This window comes from Sporomusa sp. KB1 (assembly GCF_007830295.1).
Classification (GTDB): domain Bacteria; phylum Bacillota; class Negativicutes; order Sporomusales; family Sporomusaceae; genus Sporomusa.
In genome coordinates, this window is sequence record NZ_VLKC01000002.1 from 4,157,740 (window position 1) to 4,182,353 (window position 24,614).

A 24,614-nucleotide genomic window follows, 5' to 3' on the forward strand; every position below is an offset into this window, starting at 1 on the left:
TGGCTATATACGCAAAAAACTACCATAAAATATTGGTAGCTTTTTGTTCATCATAAGGAGTTGGTTACGAGCAGAATACAAATGGACGATTCTATTGTTTCCTTTGTTTCCTTCAAAAAAATGGTATAATATAGTTAAATTAGGGCAAGTCCGGTTCTGTGAGCTCCTACTCGACCTTGAGTCTTCTCCCAGGATCAAAGCCGGACGTTTATGTTTGGCGTCAAGCGCGACTTATAGCGGAGAAACTTATGATGGTCATTACATCATCGGTTACGGTGTGCTATAGCGGATTGAAGTTTGCTAATTCATGGAGGAAATATGTCAGATAGTACACAGATTGTAGTCGATTTTGCAAATTTGTCAGACATTACATTAATTATTATCAACGTAAGTAGAGTCGTCTTTGTTATAGTAAATATATGGCTGTTTTATTCCTTTTTAACAGTGAAAAACCGGCCTATTTGGTTTCAGATAATAGCCTTTGCTGGTACATGGGCGACGATAAACTGCCTGCGCGATTTTATTATGCCAATAGCACCGAACCATTATTGGGTTGGTTATATATTAAGCCTATTGTTACTAATTCCTCTTTCGCTGGTTTTTAAGGAAACTCTCCATGCAAAACTGTTTGTTTTTTTTATGGTTTCTTCCTTTTCACAGGCTAATTTTTCTATTTTTTGTAGTTTGGAAATTTTGGTGCTTGGGAATATGGTAGGCTGGTTGCTGTTAGCCGGACTTTTGCTGGAACTGGCTTGTATACCATTAATACGAAAATATATTAGGCCTCATATTAAAAATATTCTTGATGTCCTTGATCAGCAACATCGTGTTTTTTATTTTTTTCCCATGCTGTCTTTTGTACTAGTGGCTTTTTATGCCGGGCAAACAACATATTCGTTGTTCACATGTGTTCCTTTAGTATTATTCACATTAATGATGGGATTTTCTTATTACCTGATTGCAGTATCCATAGACCAGACTAAGTGTAATCAACAATTAGAGTTGACATCAAGAACAGATAGTTTGACAAGCCTTTATAACCGGCGGCACATGGAAACGAGAATTCAGGAAGAACATGAGCGGTATCAACAAACTGGTGTGGAATTTGCATTGATTAGTATTGACGTTGACTTGTTCAAAATAATTAATGACAGGTATGGGCATGCTTGTGGCGATTTCCTGCTGCAGTCTGTATCTGAAGATATCCGTAAATCTGTAAGGCAGTCCGATACTGTTGCGCGGTGGGGTGGCGATGAATTTCTCCTGTTGCTGCCGGGGACAAATTCGAAAATTGCTATGGAGTTGGCTGAACATATCAGCAAGACTGTGGGGAGGCACCGGTATGTTTATGAAAATAATACCTTATCGGTGACAGTGACAATCGGCGTTGCTGTGATTAAGAGCGGCGATACCGCGGATGGTATCATTAAGAACGCAGATACAGGCATGTACCAAGGGAAGCGTGTTGGCAGAAACCGTGTAGTATTTTTTGATAATGTAGATGCGGGGGTAACTCTTACATATCTCAACTAGCAAAAAGTTGCGTATATATAATGCAGAGTTCATAATTACATTAAGTAGTACTCAAAAGGCAAGAAGGGTTACTAATCCAGTGACCCTCCTTGCCTTATTATATAGCTATAATCTGATACGGAAGGTGATACAGAGTACTGAATAGGGAGACAATGGGGGGACGTCAGGCTGCTAACCCATTTGTCGAACGCAGAAGGGGAAAAAGAATAGGGACATGAATTTGCAATATTATCCATTGAATATAAACAGTTCTGACAAAATATTGACGCCTTTGAAGACTTCCCAGACAGCATTCTGACGAGGTTTTGAGATACAATAAGCATGCTAATAAAATTTTAAAAGTAGATTAAGGAGGCGTTAGCATGACCGACCTGTGGTTGGCAGGAGGAGTAACATTTCTATTATTGATTTATCTCATTTATGCTTTGATGAAACCGGAGGAATTTTAAAATGGCAAGTGATCTGACGTTATTTGGCCTGTATTTTGTAATTCTTTTTGGCCTAGCTTGGCCACTTGGCCGGTACATGACCAAAGTATTTAATCTTGAAAAGACTGTCTTTGATCCAGTCTTTCAACCAATAGAAAAATTATTGTATCGCTTAACAGGCGTTGATGATTCAAGAGAGATGAACTGGAAGCGATATGCGAGTGCGGTTATCTGGTTTAATCTTCTGGGTATGGCACTGGTATTTATCATTCAGATACTGCAAGATAAACTACCGTTTAATCCTGAAAATTTAGATGCGGTAGCGCCATGGCACTTAGCTTTCAATACAGCGGTTAGTTTTATGACCAACACTAACTGGCAGGCTTACGGCGGTGAGACGACAATGAGCTATTTTACGCAGATGGCCGCACTGACTGTGCAGAATTTTTTGTCTGCAGCTACAGGCCTTGCGGTGGCAATAGCCTTTATCAGAGGTCTTACCCGCAAAACAACGCAGCTTATCGGTAACTTCTGGGTCGACCTTACCCGCAGTGTTATCTATATCCTGATTCCGATAGCAATTCTGTTTTCAGTGGTGCTTGTCCAGCAGGGCGTACCACAAACGCTGTCCTCCTATGTGAGTGCGCAGACGATCGAGGGAACAGAGCAAAAGATAGCGGTGGGGCCGGTTGCTTCGCAAGAGGCAATTAAAATGGTGGGAACTAATGGCGGCGGCTTTTTTAATGCCAACTCGGCGCATCCCTTCGAGAACCCTACTCCGCTTACAAACTTCCTTGAGACTCTCAGTATCTTTTTAATTCCTGCCGGCTTAGCATTTACCTTCGGGTATATGGTCAGAGACCGGCGTCAGGGTTATGCGATATTGGCGATGATGACACTATTGTTTCTAATGATGTTGACCCTTAACTATACCAGTGAACTAGCTGGCAATCCCCTGGTAGCGGCCAACGGCATTAGCGGACCATCTGCAATGGAAGGCAAGGAAGTCCGATTTGGTATCGGTGGAACCTCGCTGTTTGCAACCGTAACCACTGCCGCATCGTGCGGGGCGGTAAATGCTATGCACGATAGCTTTACGCCACTGGGTGGTTTGGTGCCGATGCTGCAAATGATGCTTGGTGAAGTTGTCTTCGGCGGTGTTGGTGCTGGTTTCTATGGCATACTTGTCTTTGTAGTGCTTACGGTGTTTATTGTTGGCTTAATGGTGGGACGGACACCTGAATATCTAGGGAAAAAGATAGAATCCAGGGAAATGAAAATGGCTACTATCGCCATTCTGATTCCGGCTGTTACAATCCTTATCGGCAGTGCCATCGCATCGGCGACAGAGGCAGGAATGGCAGGTATCGCCAACCCAGGTCCCCATGGCCTGAGCGAAATGCTTTATGCCTTTGCCTCCGCTGCTGGCAATAACGGTAGTGCTTTTGCCGGACTCACGGTCAATACTTTGTTTTACGATCTTTTACTTGCCTTGGCGATGTTACTTGGCCGGTTTAGCGTTATTATTCCCGTGCTGGCAATTGCCGGCAGTATGGCAGAGAAGAAAATATCACCACCTGGTCCTGGCACCTTTCCGACCACGGGCTGGCTGTTCGTAGTGTTGTTAGCGACTATTGTGCTGGTGGTTGGTGCATTGACCTTTTTGCCAGCGCTGGCGCTGGGACCCATTGTCGAGCACTTACTAATGCTACAGGGTACTACCTATTAAGGAGTGAAGGAAATGAATGAACGCAGTAGTTTCAATAAAGATATTCTAGTACAAGCAATCCGGGACGCTTTTAATAAGCTTAATCCTAAGACACAACTTCGTAATCCGGTCATGTTCATTGTCTATATTGGCGCGCTATTAACAGCCTGGTTGACTGTCCGTGACTTTTTCATTGGAGAACCAATCACTTTTCCTTTGCAGATAACATTTTGGCTATGGTTTACCGTATTATTCGCCAATTTTGCTGAGGCGGTGGCTGAAGGTAGGGGTAAAGCCCAGGCCCAATCCTTGAAGACGGCTCGTGCCAAGACTAAAGCGAATAAAGTGACCGGTAACGGTATTATCCAGATGGAGGCTACCGAACTCCGCAAAGGCGACGTAGTTTTAATCAATGCGGGAGAATTTATTCCCGGTGACGGCGAGGTTGTCGAAGGAATGGCATCGGTGGATGAGAGTGCCGTAACTGGGGAATCTGCTCCTGTTATCCGCGAATCCGGTGGCGATAGGTCGTCGGTAACTGGTGGCACCAGGGTGCTTTCTGACTGGATTAAGGTAAAGATTATCGCTAATCCCGGCGAAACATTCCTTGATCGGATGATATCACTGGTGGAAGGTGCGAAACGTCAGAAGACACCGAATGAAATCGCGCTGACTATATTGCTCGTTGGTTTGACCATCGTATTTCTAGTAGCTGTGGCAACAATTAAACCCTTTGCCGTTTACTCAGGGACCTTAATCTCAGTGATCACTTTGATAGCATTACTGGTTTGCCTTATCCCGACAACGATCGGCGGGTTATTGAGTTCCATAGGGATCGCGGGCATGGACCGCCTCCTGAAACGTAACGTATTGGCAATGTCCGGTCGGGCGGTAGAGGCCGCCGGAGACGTTAATGCCCTGTTACTTGATAAGACTGGTACCATTACTCTCGGAAACAGAATGGCGACAGAGTTTATCCCTGCACCTGGTATAAACGAAAGTGAACTGGCAGATGCAGCGCAACTGTCATCTTTGGCAGATGAAACCCCTGAAGGACGTAGTGTTGTCGTGCTGGCTAAAGAAAAATATAACATCCGTGAGCGAGATCTAACTACGCTAGAAGCCGAGTTTGTGCCGTTTACTGCCCAAACTAGGATGAGCGGCGTTAATATCAAGGGAAATCAAATTCGTAAAGGGGCCATTGATGCTATCCAAAAATATATAGTAGAGCAAGGCGGTCAGTTTCCTGATGCAGTAAAAGCTGCTGCCGAGAATATTGCTAAAGCGGGTGGGACACCGCTGATTGTTGCGCAAGGAGCAAAAGCTCTGGGTACTATCTATCTCAAGGATATCGTTAAAGGCGGTATCAAGGAGCGGTTCCATGAGCTTAGGCAGATGGGCATTAAGACAGTTATGATAACAGGTGATAATCCGCTGACTGCTGCAGCTATAGCTGCTGAAGCGGGGGTAGATGACTTTTTGGCAGAGGCAACTCCGGAGGCTAAACTTCGTCTAATCCGCGAATATCAGGAAAAAGGCGTACTGGTTGCTATGACTGGTGACGGCACCAATGATGCGCCTGCTCTTGCTCAGGCTGATGTAGGTGTAGCAATGAACAGCGGCACTCAGGCGGCAAAAGAAGCCGGTAATATGGTGGATCTTGACAGTAATCCGACGAAACTCATCGAAATTGTTGAAATCGGCAAGCAGCTGCTCATGACTCGCGGCTCACTTACAACTTTCAGTATCGCCAATGATGTCGCTAAATATTTCGCGATTATACCGGCTATGTTTGCAGGTACCTATCCTGCGATGAATGTTTTTAACATCATGCATTTGGCAACTCCTGAGAGTGCTATACTTAGCGCCGTAATCTTTAATGCGCTAATCATCGTTGCACTTATTCCGTTGGCACTTCGTGGTGTTAAATACAGGCCGGTAGGAGCGGAAGTCATTCTTCGCAGAAACATTTTAATCTACGGTGTTGGAGGATTAATCGTACCGTTCATCGGCATTAAAATAATTGATGTAATAATCGTGGCATTAGGACTTGTTTAACATAGAGTAGGGAGGCAACAGGATTATGGATAATTCGATTAAGGGAGCTGAAGGTCAATGTGGCGCCAAATAGTAAATTCATTCAGAATGCTGCTTGTTTTAACAGTTATTACTGGCTTAGTGTATCCGCTAACTATGGTTGGAGTAGCCAACACGATTTTTCCGTCTCAGGCAAAGGGGTCGTTGATTGAGAGCCAAGGGCAGGTTGTTGGTTCCAAACTAATCGGACAGAATTTTACGCAACCGGGTTACTTTCATGGGAGACCGTCATCAGCCGGCAAGGATGGCTATGACGCCGCCGGGTCGTCTGGTTCCAATCTTGGTCCCACCAATAAGAAACTAATGGATATGATTGCTGACAACGTGAACAAAGCACGCCAAGAGAACAGTCTTGATGAGAATGCTGCTATACCTGCTGATCTGGTAACTGCATCAGCGAGCGGACTAGACCCCGATATTTCCCCAGATGCGGCCTACCTCCAGGTTGAGCGCGTTGCTGAAGCGCGTGGGTTAGCGGCAAAGGAAGTATACAGTTTAGTGGATAAAAATATTTCAGGCCGGCAACTAGCGCTGTTTGGTGAACCAAGGGTTAATGTATTGGCGCTAAATATGGCGCTTGATAGCTTAAAATAAGTATAAATACTGCTTAGGAACTAAGATAATCATTTTGACGGAATTCTGACACAATGCCTAAGTAAATTGACCCATTATTTACGGGATTGTATGTTATCATTACCCTAAAGTTAATGCACTGAGTCGGGGGGAGTATTAGTTTCATTTTGGGGAAAGAAGGGAAAAGGTATGGATGCTTTAGATCTAGCCGGTGTGGTATTATTCGTTTTTGGTTTAGGCTTTTGTCTGGGTTTACTTTTGTGGCCAAGATTAATTGGATTCAAATAATATCGGATTGGGATGATTTGTATCTTTGCTTGTTCTTATCAGCTGTGTAAATGTTAATTCATGTAGGCACGTAGTTGTATTAAAAAAAGCGCGTTGGTTTTATTTCAACGTGCTTTTTTATAATTTTTTTGTTCATTTTTATAATATCTTTACAGGTAGTTTAGAATCTTAGACACCTTTTTGACAGAGGTAAGAGCTATACTAACACTGTAAGTTGCAACTACTGGAGGAAAATTATATGTATATGAAACAGGAGAATCGTGCTGATCCTGATACGCTTCTGCAAAAAATATCAAGAAGCGAAATGGGAAAGCTTACTGTATTGTTAGGTGCTTCGGCTGGTGTGGGAAAAACCTACACCATGCTGGAGAGTGCCCATGAACGTTTGCGTGAGGGGATCGACGTTGTCATCGGCTGGGTGGAGCCCCATGGAAGGAAGGAGACAGAAGGATTGGTTTCCGGGTTGCCTGTCATCTTGCCTAAATTGATTACCTATCGAGGCAAGACAATGCAGGAAATGGATATTGATGCTATTCTTGTTCGGAGGCCTGATATTGTTTTGGTTGATGAATTGGCACATACCAACGTCCAGGGGTCACGTCATGTGCGCAGATTCCAGGATGTTGAGGAACTTTTGAAGGCCGGTATCAATGTATATACGACTCTTAACATTCAGCATATCGAAAGTCTGAATGATGTCGTTGCCCAAATTACAGGTATTATTGTTCGGGAAACGGTTCCTGATTATGTTGTGGAACAGGCGGATAATGTCCAATTAATTGATATATCGCCGCAAGACTTAATTAAGCGTTTGCAGGAAGGCAAGGTGTATGTTGCCGGACAGGCAGAACAAGCGCTGCAAAATTTTTTCCGGCAAGGCAATATTAATGCGTTGCGCGAAATGGCCTTGCGGTTTATGGCCAGGAGAGTAGACAGTGATTTGAGTGAATATATGCGCGAACACAAGATTGATGGCCCTTGGCCGGCTTCGGGCAAGGTTATGGTATGTGTTGGCGCTAGTCCTTTTTCTGCTCAGCTTATTCGGGCAGCCTGCAGGCTGGCCGCTGGTCTGCAGGCCGAATGGCTGGCAGTTCATATTGAAACCAATGATAGGTTTTCTCAAAAGGAAAAGGAACGCCAGCGAGATCGCGTGGCACGCAACATGCGCTTAGCTGAAGAGCTTGGTGCCAAAACAATCAGTATAGCAGGTCGAGATTTGCTGCATGAACTGTTAGACATTGCCAGAAACAATAATGTTACAGCCATTGTGATCGGCAAGCCTCAACATAGTCGCTTACGGGACCTAGTGCACGAATCAGTCGTCAATAAGCTGATCCGATATAGCGGCGGAATTAATGTATACGTTATTCAAGCGCAAAAAGAACAGCAAAATCGAAATACACACATCAATACAGAAGTAGTATCTGATCATGGAAAATGGCAATATTATCTGATGAGTTTGGGCATGACAATGGCTATTAGTGGTTTTGGCTGGTTTTTTAAAGAATTGATAGAAATTATCAATATTGCTCTGCTTTATCAACTGCCTGTAACGTTAAGTGCATTTTGGTGGGGGCGCTGGCCTTCTTATTTTACGGCCGTTAGCAGTATGATTCTATTTGATTTTTTGTTCATTCCGCCAATACTTACCTTTACTGTCTATGATTTGCGGTATATTTGGAGTTTTATCACGTTTTTGATTGTTGCTTTTATTATTGGCGGACGTACTGAATTTTTAAGAGAAGAGGCCGCTCTGGCACGCCAACGGGAACGCAGTATTCGTTCATTATATAGTTTTAGTAAAGAGATTGCTGCGGTAGTTGATTTAAAGACTATTACGCGCAGTTTTGCAATTCAGGCAGCAGATACCTTGGGTCGTCATGTCATGGTGTTATTGCCTGATGAGCATAATCAGCTTATGGTATGCGCGGAACATGAGGCAGGAGCTGCAGTGGAACAACATACAAACCATCTGATTGAAAACAGCGCGGAAGCGGCTGTGGCAGCTTGGGTATTTGGGCACTGCGAAGCTGCCGGACACTCTGCTGAAACTCTGCCAAGTGCTGAATATCTATATTTACCACTGTTTACCCAGGAACGTATTGTCGGAGTGTTAGGAATAAAAATTATCGAAAAACTTATTACTCCCGAGCAACGCCGTCTCATGGAAGCTTGGGCCGGTTTAGCGGCGATTGCCATTGAAAGAGTACAACTGACAGAAAAAGCTCGCGAAGCAGCCTTACTGCTGGAATCTGATAAACTTAAGAGCACATTGTTTAATTCAGTCTCTCATGAATTGCGAACCCCGTTGTCATGTATTATCGGGTCAGCATTAACTCTTAAAGATGCGGCACAACATTGTTCAGTTGAAGAGAAAAATGAGTTATGGGCTAACATAATCGACGGAGGAAAACGAATGGTGCGGGTCGTGGCAAACTTATTAGATACTGCAAGGTTAGAGGGAGGAACTTTCCAACTGAAAAATGATTGGTGTGACTTGCAGGATATTATCGGTGTAGCCTTGCAGCAGGTGGAGGATCAGATAAAAGAACGGCCAATACTATTAAATATTCCATCTGAAGTTCCCATTGTGCGTGGTGATAGTCGGTTATTAGAACAAGTTATGGTAAATTTGCTTGATAACGCTTTAAAATATTCACCATCCAACAGTCCGGTGGAAATATCAATTGTAACAGATAAAAACAGAGTTCAGGTTTCCATTGCTGATAGGGGTATTGGTATACCAACTGCCGATTTATCACATATTTTTGATAAGTTTTATCGGGCAAAACAAATTGAGAGCAATATTAACGGTATCGGCTTAGGATTATCGATTTGCCGAACTATTATAGAAGCACATAACGGGAAAATTTGGGCTGAAAACCGCAAAGACGGAGGTGCGATTATTCATTTCTTTATGCCGCTTCATGAACAGGATAAAATGCTGATAGATCGGGAAGAAGGTATTTTTAATGGGTATAAAAATTTTAGTCGTTGATGATGAACCACAAATCAGGAAATTTTTGAAGGTTTCTCTTAGAGTTGGTGGTTATGATACGGATGAAGCCACGAATGGGCAGGAAGCCATTCAACGTGCTGTAATATTCAAGCCTGATATTATTTTGCTGGACTTGGGGTTGCCTGATATGGATGGCAAAAAGGTAATTAACCAAATTCGCGAATGGTCGCAGGTGCCAATTATTGTCCTTACGGCACGTGAGCAGGAAAAAGAAAAAGTCGACGCGCTTGACGCAGGTGCCGATGATTATGTTACTAAACCGTTTGGGGTTGAAGAGCTTATGGCTCGAATAAGAGTGTTTATTAGAAGAACGACACGTGTTGATGATAAACCTGTAGTGGTATGTGGTGAGTTAACGGTTGATCTTGCCAAGAGATACATCTTTGTCAGCGGTAAGGAAGTAAAGCTGACACCGACTGAATATGAAATTATGAAAGTTTTAGCACAGAATGTAGGAAAAGTGATAACCCACCGGCAATTATTTACAGCTGTATGGGGAAACAACTATTATGATGATAACCATTATATTAGGGTCTATATTAATCAATTGCGGCGTAAAATTGAGGATAATCCTATCAGGCCAAAGTATATCATTACTGAATCGGGTGTTGGCTATCGGTTAATGGATCATTAATAGGGGGTCACCTCACGAAACGGAATAGAGGAAGCGCGGGGACCCGATTTTTGCTTCAGTTTTAAAATAAGAATAGCACATTAATTGTTGCTGCCAGTTAGGTGAAAGAAATTTTTGCATGGCCGGACGTGGAACTGGGTTTTATCACCTCTATAATACAATATAGCAGGAAATACGATTAAATGTAGAGAAAATAGCGATAACTTACCTTTTTAGTAAGTTATCGCTATTTTCTCATAATTAATATCATAGGGAAGCAGATGCCCATGTATAGTAAAGGAGGCGAAGTTATGAAAAACAAAGCGGTTATGGTAGTATTGCTTTTTATTATGCTTTTGTCGCTCGTCGGGTGTAATGGCGGAAACGGAAAACCCACAGAGTCGCCAACGGCCATCCAGGGTGATACAAAAACTGCCGTAATAACTGAGAGCACTAAGCTACAAAGAACTGCGGATTTAAAAGATAAACGCATTGGGGTTTTACTCGGGTCTATTCACGATGCCTATGTAACCAAAACATATCCCCAGGCCCAGCTATTGCAGTATAAAAGCTCGCCAGACCTAATTCTTGGCGTAAAGTCAGGAAAGGTTGACGCCGCTTTTTATAACCGGGAAACACTGATCGAAATCTTTCGGAACGATAATGAATTGGCTTTTTTGGAAGAAAGAGTGTATTTAATTCCTATTGGTATTGGCTTTAATAAGCAAAATAGCGATTTGCGAGAGAAGTTTAATGCTTTTCTAAAACAAAGCAAAGAAAATGGCGTGTATGACGATATGGTTAATCGTTGGATCAATAACGGTGTTACTGATATGCCGGTGATTGATAATCCCAAAACCAACGGTGTCCTTATCGTAGGTATGGTAAGTGATAAAGGACTGCCTTTCGCGATTGTTAAAGATAATAAGTTGGTTGGTTTTGATGTCGAACTTTCCGAACGATTTGCGGCCTATCTGGGGAAAGAACTTAAACTGATCGATACAGAGTTTGGTAGTTTAATTGCCGCTGTTTCCACTAAAAAGATTGACATGTTTGCCAGTAGCGTGATGATAACAGAAGAAAGAAAGCAGCAAATTGATTTTTCTGACCCCTATTATGAAGTGGGGGTCAGCGTGTTTGCCCTAAAAAAGAATATCGCCCAATATGATGAACAGCCAGCTACGGCAGCTGCCATACCATTTATAAAAAAATTATCTGATAGGTTTCATAATAATATTATTCGTGAAAATCGCTATTTACTTATCCTTGACGGTTTAAAAACAACTGCGGTAATCGCTCTGGCGGCTGCAATTTTTGGTACCCTGCTTGGCGCTTTGGTCTGTTTTATGCGAATGAGCAAGAACTGGCTGGCAATTACTATCGCCAAGTTCTATATTTCCATCATGCGGGGAATCCCGGTACTTGTGCTGCTGATGATTATCTTTTATGTGGTGTTTGCCTCGGTAGATCTTAACCCTATCCTTGTGGCTGTTTTGGCGTTTGGTATGAATTTTGCAGCTTATGTTTCCGAAATGTTTCGGATGTCAATTGAAAGTATAGATAAAGGACAAACAGAAGCCGGGATTGCAGGCGGCTTTACCAAAACCCAGACTTTCCTTTATATTATAATGCCACAGGCAATACGACGGGTGCTTCCGGTCTATAAGGGGGAATTAATTTCCTTAGTAAAGATGACTTCAATCGTTGGCTATATTGCGGTACAGGACTTGACAAAGGCCAGCGATATTATCAGGAGTCGTACCTTCGATGCGTTCTTCCCGCTTATCATGGTAGCGGTGCTTTATTTCCTTGTTTCATGGTCGCTTGCGCTTGTTCTGGACTATATGGAAGCAAGAAGTAATCCGAAAAGAAATCGTAACGCAGGGAGGGTGACCAATGATTAAAACCGAACATCTTTCTAAAAGCTATGGCGGGCTTATGGTGCTAAAAGATGTAAGCGCCCACATACAAAAAGGTGAGGTTGTTTCGATAATCGGGCCCTCCGGCACAGGAAAAAGCACATTTTTACGTTGTATTAATCTCCTGGAAATCCCTACCGGCGGCAGTATTTTTATTGACAATACCCCTTTGTTGGCAAAAACAACAAATGTTCCTCAAATACGCCAAAAAGTCGGAATGGTATTTCAGTCGTTTAATTTGTATTCGCATCTATCTGTGGTAAATAATCTCACAATAGGGCCGATCAAACTACTGGGCAAAAGCAAAGCCACTGCAGAGAGCAAAGCGTTAGAGCTGCTGAAGCTGGTTGGGCTTGCCGAGAAAGCAGACAGCTTTCCTGATGAACTATCCGGGGGGCAAAAGCAAAGGGTGGCCATTGCCCGCTGCCTTGCCATGGATCCGGAGGTCTTGCTATTTGATGAACCGACATCAGCGTTGGACCCGACAATGGTGAGTGAGGTTTTAGCGGTTATCCGCGGTCTTGCCAAAGCTGGTATGACGATGATGATTGTTACTCACGAAATGGAATTTGCCCGCAATATCTCAAGTCGTGTATTTTATATGGACGAAGGGATAATTTACGAGGAGGGTACACCACAACAGATATTTGAAAATCCGCAAAAGGAAAAAACAAGAACATTTATTAACAGAATACGTAGCTTTAACTACCATATTAATAGCAAAAATTATGATCTGTATGCTATGAATGCAGAAATTGAAGCCTTTTGTGCAAAACATCTGTTACCAAGAAAAATATCTACTAATGTTCTGCTGCTTGTTGAGGAAGTTTTAGGCTTGCAAACAGAGTTTTCCAATATTACACTTACTTTTGCCTATTCAGAAAAAACTGGCCAATTAGAATTTGTGTTTGAAAGCGTGGGAGTTTCTGTAAACCCGCTTGAGGAAGGCGTGAGAGACGATGATATCGGATTAATGCTTATAAAGGGCACGTGTGAAAGTATCCGCTACAGCTATGAAAATGGAAAGAATATATTGCTGGCCAAGGTGAAAGGGAAGTGAATATAGAAATATCTTCGGGAATAAAAGGAGAATATATTTCTATATAGAAATATAGACGGGGAATCATGTTATGTCTCTCTTATATTTGCTCTGACCCTGATTATCTAATAATAGGAACCAACTTCCAGGGTTGTAGCGTTTGCAGGGAAACTGGCATGCGGCCTAGGAGCGAAAGGGGTGAGAAGCTGGTCTATTTTTGGAGGGGGGAGTTTTAGGGAATTTTTAGAAACGGTGGATAACATGTAGTAAAATTTTTTGGAGGTTTAAAATGAAAAATAAGAATCTGCTTTATATAATGCTTGTATTGCTAGTTGCCTTTTCACTTACAATAGCGGCCTGTTCCTCAAATGAAACGAAACAGAACAAAGCGGAGGTTGCTCCCGTTAATAAAGACATTATCCTTGCTACAACCACAAGCACCCAAGATAGCGGATTGCTTGATGAAATCATCCCCGCTTTTGAGAAAAAGACTGGTTATAAAGTTAAAACTATTTCCGTAGGTACTGGTCAAGCCCTGGCTATGGGAGAAAAGGGAGAAGCGGATGTGCTGCTTGTTCATGCTCCTGACGCGGAAAAGAAAGTGGTTGACAGTGGAGCGGCGATTAACAGACGCTTGGTTATGCACAACGACTTCATACTCGTCGGACCTCAGGATGACCCTGCAGGCGTTAAAAGCCTAAAAACCACGGTAGATGCCTTCAAAAAAATCGCAGGAACGGCAGCTGTCTTTGTTTCGCGTGGTGACGATTCGGGAACTCACAAAATGGAGAAAAGCTTCTGGAAAAACGCTGCCATAAGTCCCAAAGGCGAATGGTATCAGGAAACCGGTGCTGGCATGGGCCAGACGCTGAAGATTGCCTCTGAGAAAAAAGGATACACATTAACAGACCGCGCTTCTTATCTTGCGCAGAAAAAGAACTTGGATTTGGATATTGTTTTAGAAAAAGAGCCAGCGCTGCTTAATATTTATCATGTAATGGAAGTAAATGTTGCGAAGTTCTCTAAAGTTAATAAAGACGGAGCCAAAGCGTTCGCTGATTTCATGGTATCTGATGAGGGCCAGGCCATCATCAAGGACTTCGGCGTAAGTAAATATGGTCAGGCGCTTTTCGTACCAGATGCAGGTAAAAAGGAAGAAGATTTAGCTAAGTAGAATGCAGCCACTTAACTTATTGGGCCGGTGGCTGGTAGGCATGATGTGGTTACTTGTGTCCTGGTTATGAACAAGATGAAATAGTATGGGAGAAAACTAAAAAAATTATGTTGACAGGAGAAAGCTATAAGGGTATAGTATATATAGCCTGAAAATGCAATTTATTTAATATGAAAAATGTAATGAAGGAGAACTTGCTTTCTATGTCGTTTCAGAGAACTGATGGTTGGTGCGAATCAGTGCGATGGGAATACAAGCCTCACTCCTGAACAGCAAAGCTGAACTACAAAGTAAGCTTTGCCGGTCTCGGCTCCGCAGGGAGTGCAGTCGTTATTCTGCTAGGGTTGTTTGACCTGATGAGATGCAGATATTTTTATCTGTAAAAAGGGTGGTACCGCGAGAGTTGCCTCTTGCCCCTTTAAGTCTATTGACTTGAAGGGCAAGAGGATTTTTATTTTGCAGGAGGTTATTATTGATGAAGTATTTGGAAAAATTAGCTCAGTTTATTTGTCGGAATATGACGCTTTGGGTGGTGGTTTTTTCAGTAGTTGCTTTTTTCTATCCGGAACCATTTAAACCGATCGGCAAGAATATTTCGTACCTCCTTGGAGTTATTATGCTGGGGATGGGCCTTACCATGTCACTCGAAGATTTCCGTTTAGTGTTAACTCGGCCTAAAGATGTATTTTATGGAGTCTTTTTTCGCTATTTAATTATGCCCTTGGTAGGCTTTGGTGTGGCCCACATGCTTGGTTTGCCGCCGGCATTGGCCGCAGGGATGGTTCTCCTGGGTGCGGCTCCGAGCGGTACTGGTTCTAACGTCATGACATATATTGCCAAGGGAGATACAGCACTTTCTATAACAGTTTCAAGTATTAATACCATCTTAGCACCGGTCCTTACCACTTATATTTTTGCATTTTTGGCAGGGGCCATGATTCCTATTGATGTTAACGCACTGCTCATGGACATAGTCAAAATTGTATTGGTTCCGGTAGCTGCCGGAGTTGCGCTGCATATGTTGGTGCCCACTTTAGTGGAGAAACTCACCAAGGTGGTTCCGGCTGTGTCGGTCTCTTGTATTATCGCTATCATTGCTGCCGTAGTGGCGTTGAACGCAGCTAAGTTAGCGACAGTGGCGCTGGTTCTGTGTGTAGCCGTAGCGATTCATAATATAGCCGGACTGCTTCTTGGTTATTATTCCGGCAGGGTGGTCGGCATGTCAAAGAAAAAATCCAGAGCAATTACCTTTGAAATCGGCATGGAAAATTCAGGTCTTGCGGTTGCGCTGGCATTAGCGCATTTGGATCCGATGGCAGCTTTACCAGCTGCAGTCATGACTGTTTGGGAATACATTACAGGCAGCGTATTAGCCAGCTATTGGGGTAATAGGCCGCTTGACGAAGAAACGGCGTCTGCTAGTGAAGAAGGAGTGAATTCGTTTCAGGAAGGCTAAAACAGCATTGTTCAGGTGGAGAGTCTACTCCAAACTGAACTAGCGCTGCCTATAGAGGCGGGAGTGTTGACCGGAACGATAGAAAAAAGGCTCTCTTATCCCTAGGTTTGGATAAGAGAGCCTTTCTGTCTCACATGGCTTCACCTGATAATATACTTTGCCAAGCCAGTGGGACTAGAACGGCAAAAAAATGTTGATATTGAAAAAGCGTCAAGTTATACTTTACAACTGGACTCTATATCAAAAAGTTCACGGATTAACCGTGAACTTTTTGATATAGAGTCCAGTTTGTAAGTTTATCAATGGGTACGAGCTACTTGATCCACTATACAATAGCAACATCTTCTATGTCCTCTCTAGAAGCTGCAATTTTCTGCCGGCCTTTTTCGTCAATAGGAGGATACACTTCCTCAAAATCATTCATGATGTTCTTCCATAGGCGTTCATTTGCCTGGCTATCATTTTCTTTGAGAGGTTGATTATGAATGGCGCTATTTATATTGTCCAAACCAGTTGTGAAGGATGCATCTTGAGTTGAAGGAGCATTATCCTGGTTATTTGTGTTAGTATTTTTCATATTGTGCCTCCTATCTTAGATTATTAGCTCTTTCTATATACTGCCCATAATTCATTGCTGCATACATTCATTTTCCTCCCAAACTTTATATTTATATGCTTTAAGATAATTAAAAAATCATGAGAAAAGCACTAACAAAGTTAATATTTACTTCCGATTTATTATCATTCTACAGGGAGATAATAAACGTTAAGGTGTGGTGAGCAATTATCGCGTCCGGCAATGCGCCTCTTTTTTTATGTTTAAAATCAAAGTATGAGGAGGGATTTTCATGAACAAATTTATCCGTATAAACATGACAATCAAGGAAGTTACAATAAGTGAGGCTCCAGAAAAGTACGCAGGCCTGGCAGGGCGCGCTCTTACTTCATACTTCGTTAACGATGAAGTCAAGCCCACATGCCATGCCTTGGGGAAAAACAACAAGCTGATCTTTGCTCCCGGCCTCCTAAGCGGCACTACTGCTGCCCAGTCCGGACGGCTCTCTGTAGGAGGTAAGAGCCCGCTGACCGGTACCATCAAGGAAAGTAACACTGGCGGAACTTTCTCCCAAAAGATGGCCAAAATGGGTATCAAAGCTCTTGTTATCGAAGGAATGCCTGCGGGAGACAAGTTCTATATCCTGAAAATTGACATGAATGGTGTAACCATAGATGAGGCTCCGGCTGAAATACTTGGCGGCTGTGGCAACTACGAAGCAATCACAGTCTTAAACGCGAAATATGGTGCTAAAGTTGGTATCGCGCTGGCAGGTCCGGCTGGCGAATATCGCCTGCCTACCGCTAATATTTCCTTTAAAGATCCTGAAGGCAACATTCGTAGTGCTGGCCGTGGCGGTCTGGGTGCAGTGCTGGGTTCCAAGAAGGTAAAAGCGCTTATCATTGATGATGCCGGTGCACCTGGCGTTACCCTTGCAAGACCAGAGGAATTCAGAGCGGCAGCCAAAGCGTTTGCCAAGGCGTTGACTACTCATCCGGTTACTGGTCAAGCCTTGCCGGCGTACGGCACAGACGTGTTGGTTAACATCTTAAACGAAGCTGGCGGTTTGCCTGCCAAGAACTTCACTACAGGCCGCATTGACTGGAATGACAAAATCTCCGGTGAAACCCTGAATGCCACGATCAGTGAGCGTGGCGGCGAAGGCAAAGTGTCTCACGGCTGCCACACTGGTTGCATCATTCGTTGTTCACAGTGGTATCCGAACAAAGAAGGCAACTACATTACGAGTGGTTTTGAGTATGAGACTATCTGGGCCCTTGGCGCTAACGCTGGTATTCAAGATCTGGATGCCATCGCTTATATCGACCGGGCAATGGACGATGTCGGCGTAGACGCTATCGACGTTTCTGTTGCCGTAGCTACCGCTATTGAAGGTGGTTTGCTGCCTTGGGGTGATGGCAACGCTGCTCTGGCTGCTATCAAGGAAATCGCTGTTCCTACTCCACTTGGCCGAATCATTGGTGGTGGTACAGCCATTGTTGGTAAGGTTTGCGGTCTGTTCCGGACTCCTATTGTTAAGGAGCAGGCTATCCCGGCGTACGATCCACGTAACGTTAAAGGTATCGGCCTGACCTATGCTACTTCTCCAATGGGAGCTGACCACACCTCTGGTTATACTATTGCTACCAACATCCTGAAAGTTGGCGGCTATGTAGATCCACTCAAGAAGGAAGGACAAGTAGAACTCTCCCGTAACCTGCAAATCGCCACCGCTGCTGTTGACAGCACTGGCATGTGTCTCTTCATTGCCTTCGCTATCTTGGATATTCCTGAAGGCTTCAACGCTCTGGTCGATATGATCAATGCTCGCTACGGTCTGTCATTGACCGCAGATGACGTAACTGCCCTCGGAAAATCAATTCTTAAAGTTGAACGGGCCTTTAATGCAGCAGCTGGTTTTACTAACGCTCATGACCGTCTGCCGGAGTTCTTTGAATATGAGCCTTGCCCGCCTCATAACCTTGTTTGGGACTTTACGCCGGAAGAAATCGACGAAGTCTACAATTTCTAGCCGATAAGAAAAGACTTGGCTTGTGTCAAGTCCTTTAGGGTGCTGGCAGAAGACGCCTGTGCCCTAAAGGGGTATAAGCGTTCAATCCAGGGAAAGCAACCATCTGGATAAAAAGCCGGGCTCAAGCCCGGTTTTTTATAACTATGTTTTTGCTTAGGGTCAATAGGTATGATAATATATAAGTATAATTATTAAATATTGACAGTTTATTTATGACTAAGCACAATTTATGATATGGTTTATATTTAGAGGAGGGGGTTTGTATGATATTGGAAGTGCGTTTATATGCCACATTGAGGCGTTATGCGCCATCAAGCCCAAATGGAGTCATAATGGTCGATATACCTGATGGCATGACTGTACTTGATTTAGTTAAAAAAATTGAAATTGATCCTACAGAGATTCACTTGATTATGATAAATGGCATAGGGTGTGAGTTGGAGAAGCTTTTAACCAATGGTGACCGGGTTGCCTTGTTTCCACCAGTAGGCGGTGGTTGAGTTTTATAAACCATCGAAATGTTCGCAAGGTACTTTTGCAGTGGAATCATATATAACATAAGCGTGTAAAGCTGCTGTAGCAGGAGGCGAAAAGCATGTATAATGATAGAGTGCTTGATCATTTTTCAAATCCCAGAAATGTAGGAGAAATAGAAGCTGCAGACGGGATAGGCAGTGTAGGCAATCCCGTAGACGGTGACAGGATAACAATATATATAAAAATAAAAGACAATACACTGGCTGATGTCAAATTTAAAACCTTCGGCTGCGCTGCAGCAATAGCTGCAAGCAGCATGGTCACAGTAATGACTATTGGCAAAACACTTAAAGAAGCGCTCCAGATAAGGAATGAAGATGTGGCAGAAGCCTTAGGCGGACTGCCGCCTAATAAATTGAGGTGTTCAAATATCGCCGCTGATGCACTCCATCAGGCTATCGCCGATTATCTCAATGATGAAGAGAACAAATTATAGCTCCGTGATGGATGGGAAAATGCAAAAACTTACTGATCTTCTTTTGTCTTACCATTACAGATAATTTTTTCCAAGCCGGCAGCAAAGCGCGAATCATCTGCTTGGGTTCGTTTGCTGGGTCCTTTTGTCCGTCCGCCGCTCCGGCGAAACTTAGCCTTGATTTCCCGTTCTTCTAATAAAAAGTCCATCTTTTCCGGTAAGTATTCTATACCTGTTGGGGTGAGGCAATAGGCCGACTTGGCCAATACCATCGAAGCCAGACCCCAGTCCTGGGTAACGATGATATCGCCTGCTTCAGTTAGATTGATGACTTTTATATCGGCCTCCTGTGACGAGCTGCCCACCGTTACATGGTGATCGGACAGAATAATATGGTTAAAACTCGCTACCGTCCAAACAGGGATATTATGCCTCTTTCCTGATGCCAAACAGTACTGTAATGCCGCCTTGGGACAGGCGTCAGCGTCAATCAGTATTTTCATAGGTCTCCTTTATATACCAAAGATTTCTATTTAATTATATCTAAAACGAATAAAGAACGAAATATTCGACAGGCGTTTCTTATGAATATTACTTCAATTCTCCACAAGAAGTTCCTGAGAGCGCACTATTGACGAAAATTGTTATGCCGATACGATGACGGCGGCTGTTGTGTTATACTAAATAGAGAGAAGCACGACTTGCGCTGAGCCTTTGGCGGCAGCGGAAGCCGGATGATGAAAGGAGTTGATAGTATGGTTAACGCATATATTGCGGAGTCGGTATCAAACGGGGAGGTGCTTGCAAAGTAGTACTGGTCTTGCCCTCCCCATTGATCTTACATTGAATATACCTATGGGAGGACAAATAATGTGAGTAAAACAGATTTATATACACTAGGACTGACCGAATTATTGGAGCAGGAATCAAGCCTTTATGCTGGGTTATATGTAGCACGGGTGTCGGTTCAACACAAACATCTGTATAAAGTTATTACTGAAAATGGTGAAATTACGGCTGAGATTTCAGGAAAGCTTGCCTTTTCTGTGCAGGATAAAAGCGGCTATCCTACGGTGGGAGACTGGGTTATGGTAGACCGTACTCAAAGCAATGTCGGTCATGCCATTATTAACGCGGTTTTGCAGCGTAGAAGCATGCTTGAGCGCAAAGCAGCCGGAAATGCGCAGGAATGCCAGCTCATAGCGGCCAACATTGACACAATTTTCATTTGCATGTCATTAAACAATAATTTTAATCTGCGGCGGATGGAACGCTATCTGGCTATCGCCTGGGATAGTATGGCTATCCCGGTGATTATACTCACTAAAGCAGATCTTTGTCCAAACTTAGCTGACAAACTATCTGAATTGCATCCGGTTGCCCCGGGCGTCGATATACTTGTAACATCCAACAGGAGTCAGGAAGGCTATCGAGAGCTTATGAAATACATTGATTTTGGTAAGACTGTGGCGTTCATTGGCTCGTCAGGTGTCGGCAAATCTACGTTAATTAACTGCCTGGCAGGGACAGAAGTATTTGTCACCAAAGAAATTGATCAATATGATAAAGGACGCCATACAACCACACACCGGCAGTTAATCGTGCTTCCAACTGGCGGCATAGTGATCGATACTCCTGGTATGCGTGAACTGCAGCTCGAAACTGCGGATTTGTCTAAAGCCTTTGCCGATATTGACCAGTTGGCGCAAAACTGCCGGTTTGATGACTGCAGCCATCAAACTGAACCTGGTTGTGCCGTAAAAGCTGCTATCGAAACCGGTACTCTGTTGCTGGAACGTCTCACAAGTTACCAAAAACTCCAGGCTGAGTTGAATTATCAGGGGATGAATTCGCGCCAGCTTGAACAAGCCAAAATTAAACGAATGTTTGGGAGTTTCGGCGGAATGAAAGAGGTACAGCGGTCACTGAAGGAGAAGAATAAGCGCAAATAGTTATTCTCCAGAAGCGTAGATAGTGTGACCTAGTAGAAATAGTATGATAGGAGATTTGTTGTGAATATTTTAGAACAAGTACTGGCAGCTAATGGTCAGTTTATGGAACGTTTTGTTGAGGGTGTTCACTATTGTCCTGAGAACAGCAAATTGCCTAATCGGCATTTAGCTATTTTTACGTGTATGGATACAAGATTGGTAGATTTTTTAGAACCGGCAATGGGTATCAAACGCGGTGAAGCCAAAGTAATAAAAAATGCAGGTAATTCGGTGACTGGTCCATTTGAATCTACGATTCGCAGTTTAATTGTTAGTATCTACGAATTAGGTGTAAAAGAGGTAATGGTGATTGGTCATCTTGACTGTGGTTTAGCTCATACAACAGCTGAAAGTCTTATTCAAAAAATGTTAATACGCAAAATTTCACCAGATGCTATCAAAATGATAGAAGCAGAGTTGCGGGATTGGATAGATCACTTTCATCACCCCATAGATAATATCGAGGAAGTAGTTATAAAAATTCGCAATAATCCACTTATCCCAAAGGATGTGCCTATTCATGGTTTAATTTTTAATCCGCATACAGGACAACTTGAGGTTGTAGTGGACGGCTATCAGGCTTGTATATAATAAGCAAGCAGCTTTCCGTAATGGTCTATTCACGAGCAGAAATTAGCCATGTTATAGAGAGAAAATACTCATAATTTGCCTTGCGGTAGTTATGGGTATTTTTTTACTAACCTTTGCATCAGGCGTTTTATTGCTGAAGAGAGAATCGAAAATAATATAAAGTTTGTCTCAAAGAAATAAATATCGCATTAGACAGATAAATGTAATTCGTTGGAGAATATTTCATTGATGAGGCAGGATTTTAATCGCTAGTAACGAATAATATTGGAGAATAACAGAATATTCATTAACTCCGAATCTGGTAGTCTAATGGAAACTACGACAACCAGGTCGTTGGGTTTACCGGGAAACCAGTAAGCCTCCCGTTGCGGAAAGGAGTCAGTGCTATATTGAGACGGGGCGCTCATCCTTTTTTGCGTGCTCTGTCTTTTTATTTTCCCCATAAGCATAACTTTCTCAAAACCAAAATGAGGACAACAGCGGCTGCCACTTAGCAAAAGAATCGGCACAAGCCGTGTTTTCTTTGTTTGCAGGACCTGATGTTACGTTAAAAATTAGACAGGAGGGTGACTTATGGCTGTGTATGCCGAAAACACTATTGATAGTACCTGGGACGGATGGCTAAATTTTACAGCCACGCTAAAAAGTGCTGACAAGAATTATAATTATTCTATCAGACCAGAAATTTGGGATTCATGGATAAGGTGCCGCCAAGCCAAGGTTAATCCCAATGATGATAGCATTCATCGCCAATTGGAAATTGCCAGTCTTCAGGTTATGTTGCGAAAAAACCGGGATCTTATTACTATTGCCAAACCCTTTATGGAAAACTTATACCAGATTGTCGCAGGCTCTGGTTTTGTTGTGGCACTAACCGATATACGCGGTTATATTATGGAAATTTTTGGTGATAAAGATACTTTGACAAACCCAATGACGGCGAGCTTTTTTCAAGGCGCAAATTGGAGTGAAACCGAGGCTGGTACTAACGCCATTGGTACAGCGTTGATCACAGGGCAATCAATTCAGGTTTCAGGTTCTGAACATTATTGCCGCAAACACCACTGTCTGACCTGCTCGGCAGCCCCGATTATTGACGATAAGGGGACAGTTCTGGGAATTCTCGACGTTTCAGGCAAATCAGAGGCTGCTCATTTGCATACACTGGGGATGGTGATGGCGGCAGCGGAAGCAATCATGGCTCAGCTAGGTATTAGAAAAAAAAATAAAGAACTAAGTGTAATTAATAATCGGTTGACGAATATTTTTAATACTATGTCTGATGGCGTAATTATGGTTGACAATAATGGTGTAATTAGTGAACTGAACCCTGTTGCCAAAAATATACTTGGTATTGGTATAAATGACACTGAGGATACACGTGGAGTTCAGGTGGAGAGTATCTTAGGAGCAAAAAATTCCTTTGTTAGAAGAATGATAATGTGCAAAGAATCCTGCGCAGACACTGAAATCATGCTCGACATCAACGGCGAGATCAGTCATTTTTGGGCATCAGGGGAGCCTGTTACCGATGAACAGGGAGTAGTGACAGGTGGTGTTATTATTCTACGGCCCATTAAGCAAATTCAAAATTTGGTGAACCGGTTTAGCGGAAACTATGGGACTTTGCAGTTTAGCGATATTATTGGCGAAAGTAAAGCTATTCTGGAAGCTATCCGGATAGCTTCTCTTGCCGCAAACTCGCTGTCCAGCGTATTACTTCAAGGCGAAAGCGGTACAGGAAAAGAAATATTTGCCCAGGCTATTCACAATCGAAGTGAACGTAACGCCGGACCTTTCATAGCGGTAAACTGCGGGGCTATACCCAGGGAGCTTATTGGCAGTGAACTATTTGGCTACGCGGAGGGTGCCTTTACGGGGGCTAAACGTGGGGGTAAACCAGGCAAATTCGAGCTCGCCTGCGGCGGAACGCTGTTTTTGGATGAAATCGGCGATATGCCGTTAGAGCAGCAAGTAGCGCTGCTGCGTGTATTGCAGGAGAGAAAAGTAAATCGAATTGGCTGTGATAAGGTAATTCCGGTTGATGTCAGAGTGATTTGTGCTACCAATAAAAGCTTATTGAAAGAAGTAGAAAAGGGGACCTTTCGCAAAGATCTATATTATCGGTTAGATGTTATATCGATCACAATACCGCCGCTGCGGGAACGTTCTGATGATATCATAGCATTGTTTAACTATTTTTTAGAAAAGCAGGATAAGCATGACCGGAACTTTTTGGTTAGTCCGGAGGTTATTGACCGAATTGTACGATACGACTGGCCGGGAAATGTGCGTGAACTTCAGAATGTGGTGGAGCGGATTGTTAGTCTGACAGAAGGACAAGTTGTAAATCTTAGGAATTTACCGCAAGAAATATGTAATTGGCAACCGGTAAATACCGATAACGAAAATGTGGCTTCTTCAAATCATCATCCCGCAGAATCTTTTTGCGGGAGAGAAGGGCGCCGCTTCATGCTTGAAGAGCATGAACGACAGGAAATTCTGGATCTGCTTGTCAGCTATAGAGGAAATGTTAGTCTGACAGCGCGCAGCATGGGGGTTTCACGAAATACCCTGTACCGAAAAATGAAACAGTATGAAATATACAAATAGTGCATAAGTGTCACATTCATGGTACACTTATG

At 43.2% G+C, this 24,614-nt stretch carries 19 protein-coding genes, 1 riboswitch and 1 other annotated feature; of the genes, 17 read left to right on the plus strand and 2 right to left on the minus strand.

Annotated elements, in window-relative coordinates; all coding sequences use genetic code 11:
• Positions 1–318: 318 nt before the first annotated feature.
• From SALPA_RS23165 to SALPA_RS23215, 11 genes are all read left to right on the plus strand, one after another.
• Positions 319–1,533: a GGDEF domain-containing protein gene (locus SALPA_RS23165; protein ID WP_145099592.1), complete on the plus strand. Its 1,215-nt coding sequence runs from the start codon at positions 319–321 to the stop codon at positions 1,531–1,533.
• Positions 1,534–1,895: 362 nt separating this feature from the next.
• A complete protein-coding gene (gene kdpF, locus SALPA_RS33335) occupies positions 1,896–1,982 on the plus strand; it encodes a K(+)-transporting ATPase subunit F (RefSeq protein WP_145102206.1) in 87 nt (28 codons plus the stop codon).
• A gap of 1 nt (position 1,983) precedes the next feature.
• Positions 1,984–3,690 carry a potassium-transporting ATPase subunit KdpA gene (kdpA, locus tag SALPA_RS23175; protein ID WP_145099595.1) on the plus strand — a complete coding sequence of 569 codons (1,707 nt, stop codon included), beginning with the start codon at positions 1,984–1,986 and terminating at the stop codon, positions 3,688–3,690.
• Between the two features lie 12 nt (positions 3,691–3,702).
• Entirely contained in the window at positions 3,703–5,727 is a 2,025-nt protein-coding gene (gene kdpB / locus SALPA_RS23180; protein WP_145099598.1) for a potassium-transporting ATPase subunit KdpB, read from the plus strand.
• Between the two features lie 57 nt (positions 5,728–5,784).
• A complete protein-coding gene (gene kdpC, locus SALPA_RS23185) occupies positions 5,785–6,360 on the plus strand; it encodes a potassium-transporting ATPase subunit KdpC (protein ID WP_145099601.1) in 576 nt (191 codons plus the stop codon).
• A 505-nt stretch (positions 6,361–6,865) separates the two neighbouring features.
• Positions 6,866–9,625, plus strand: coding sequence for a sensor histidine kinase KdpD (locus SALPA_RS23190; RefSeq protein WP_255451316.1), 2,760 nt, complete (start codon positions 6,866–6,868; stop codon positions 9,623–9,625).
• The gene (locus tag SALPA_RS23195) at positions 9,600–10,280 is read left to right on the plus strand and encodes a response regulator (protein ID WP_145099604.1); all 681 of its coding nucleotides are present in this window, start codon (positions 9,600–9,602) and stop codon (positions 10,278–10,280) included. Before SALPA_RS23190 ends, SALPA_RS23195 begins: the two co-directional genes overlap by 26 nt.
• A gap of 290 nt (positions 10,281–10,570) precedes the next feature.
• Positions 10,571–12,163 carry an ABC transporter substrate-binding protein/permease gene (locus SALPA_RS23200; protein WP_222428100.1) on the plus strand — a complete coding sequence of 531 codons (1,593 nt, stop codon included), beginning with the start codon at positions 10,571–10,573 and terminating at the stop codon, positions 12,161–12,163.
• A complete protein-coding gene (locus SALPA_RS23205) occupies positions 12,156–13,238 on the plus strand; it encodes an amino acid ABC transporter ATP-binding protein (protein ID WP_145099609.1) in 1,083 nt (360 codons plus the stop codon). The genes SALPA_RS23200 and SALPA_RS23205 overlap by 8 nt, the downstream gene beginning before the upstream one ends.
• Before the next feature lie 268 nt (positions 13,239–13,506).
• Complete coding sequence (locus SALPA_RS23210) at positions 13,507–14,391, plus strand: substrate-binding domain-containing protein (RefSeq protein ID WP_145099612.1); 885 nt, start codon at positions 13,507–13,509, stop codon at positions 14,389–14,391.
• Positions 14,392–14,564: 173 nt separating this feature from the next.
• Positions 14,565–14,812: a binding site (T-box leader), on the plus strand.
• A 54-nt stretch (positions 14,813–14,866) separates the two neighbouring features.
• Positions 14,867–15,847: a bile acid:sodium symporter family protein gene (locus tag SALPA_RS23215; protein ID WP_186451200.1), complete on the plus strand. Its 981-nt coding sequence runs from the start codon at positions 14,867–14,869 to the stop codon at positions 15,845–15,847.
• A 325-nt stretch (positions 15,848–16,172) separates the two neighbouring features.
• Here SALPA_RS23215 and SALPA_RS23220 read toward each other — a convergent pair whose 3' ends face one another.
• Positions 16,173–16,424 carry a hypothetical protein gene (locus SALPA_RS23220; RefSeq protein ID WP_145099618.1) on the minus strand — a complete coding sequence of 84 codons (252 nt, stop codon included), beginning with the start codon at positions 16,422–16,424 and terminating at the stop codon, positions 16,173–16,175.
• 271 nt (positions 16,425–16,695) lie between these two features.
• Here SALPA_RS23220 and SALPA_RS23225 point away from each other — a divergent pair, with 271 nt between their 5' ends.
• The 3 genes from SALPA_RS23225 to nifU all read left to right on the plus strand — a co-directional run bounded on the left by SALPA_RS23225 (position 16,696) and on the right by nifU (position 19,408).
• On the plus strand, positions 16,696–18,435 hold the full coding sequence (locus SALPA_RS23225) for an aldehyde ferredoxin oxidoreductase C-terminal domain-containing protein (RefSeq protein ID WP_145099621.1): 1,740 nt from the start codon (positions 16,696–16,698) through the stop codon (positions 18,433–18,435).
• Positions 18,436–18,698: 263 nt separating this feature from the next.
• Positions 18,699–18,935, plus strand: coding sequence for a MoaD/ThiS family protein (locus SALPA_RS23230; RefSeq protein WP_145099624.1), 237 nt, complete (start codon positions 18,699–18,701; stop codon positions 18,933–18,935).
• 95 nt (positions 18,936–19,030) lie between these two features.
• Positions 19,031–19,408, plus strand: a complete 378-nt coding sequence (gene nifU / locus SALPA_RS23235) for a Fe-S cluster assembly scaffold protein NifU (RefSeq protein WP_145099626.1) — start codon at positions 19,031–19,033, stop codon at positions 19,406–19,408.
• 29 nt (positions 19,409–19,437) lie between these two features.
• Here nifU and SALPA_RS23240 read toward each other — a convergent pair whose 3' ends face one another.
• Positions 19,438–19,890, minus strand: a complete 453-nt coding sequence (locus SALPA_RS23240; RefSeq protein ID WP_145099629.1) for a DUF188 domain-containing protein — start codon at positions 19,888–19,890, stop codon at positions 19,438–19,440.
• Between the two features lie 369 nt (positions 19,891–20,259).
• Between SALPA_RS23240 and rsgA the strand changes: the two genes are divergently transcribed.
• From rsgA to SALPA_RS23260, 3 genes are all read left to right on the plus strand, one after another.
• Entirely contained in the window at positions 20,260–21,339 is a 1,080-nt protein-coding gene (rsgA, locus tag SALPA_RS23250) for a ribosome small subunit-dependent GTPase A (protein WP_145099632.1), read from the plus strand.
• Positions 21,340–21,399: 60 nt separating this feature from the next.
• On the plus strand, positions 21,400–21,969 hold the full coding sequence (locus SALPA_RS23255) for a carbonic anhydrase (RefSeq protein ID WP_145099635.1): 570 nt from the start codon (positions 21,400–21,402) through the stop codon (positions 21,967–21,969).
• A gap of 278 nt (positions 21,970–22,247) precedes the next feature.
• Positions 22,248–22,362: riboswitch (molybdenum cofactor riboswitch) on the plus strand.
• Positions 22,363–22,542: 180 nt separating this feature from the next.
• Positions 22,543–24,582 carry a sigma-54-dependent Fis family transcriptional regulator gene (locus SALPA_RS23260; RefSeq protein WP_145099637.1) on the plus strand — a complete coding sequence of 680 codons (2,040 nt, stop codon included), beginning with the start codon at positions 22,543–22,545 and terminating at the stop codon, positions 24,580–24,582.
• Positions 24,583–24,614: the final 32 nt, after the last annotated feature.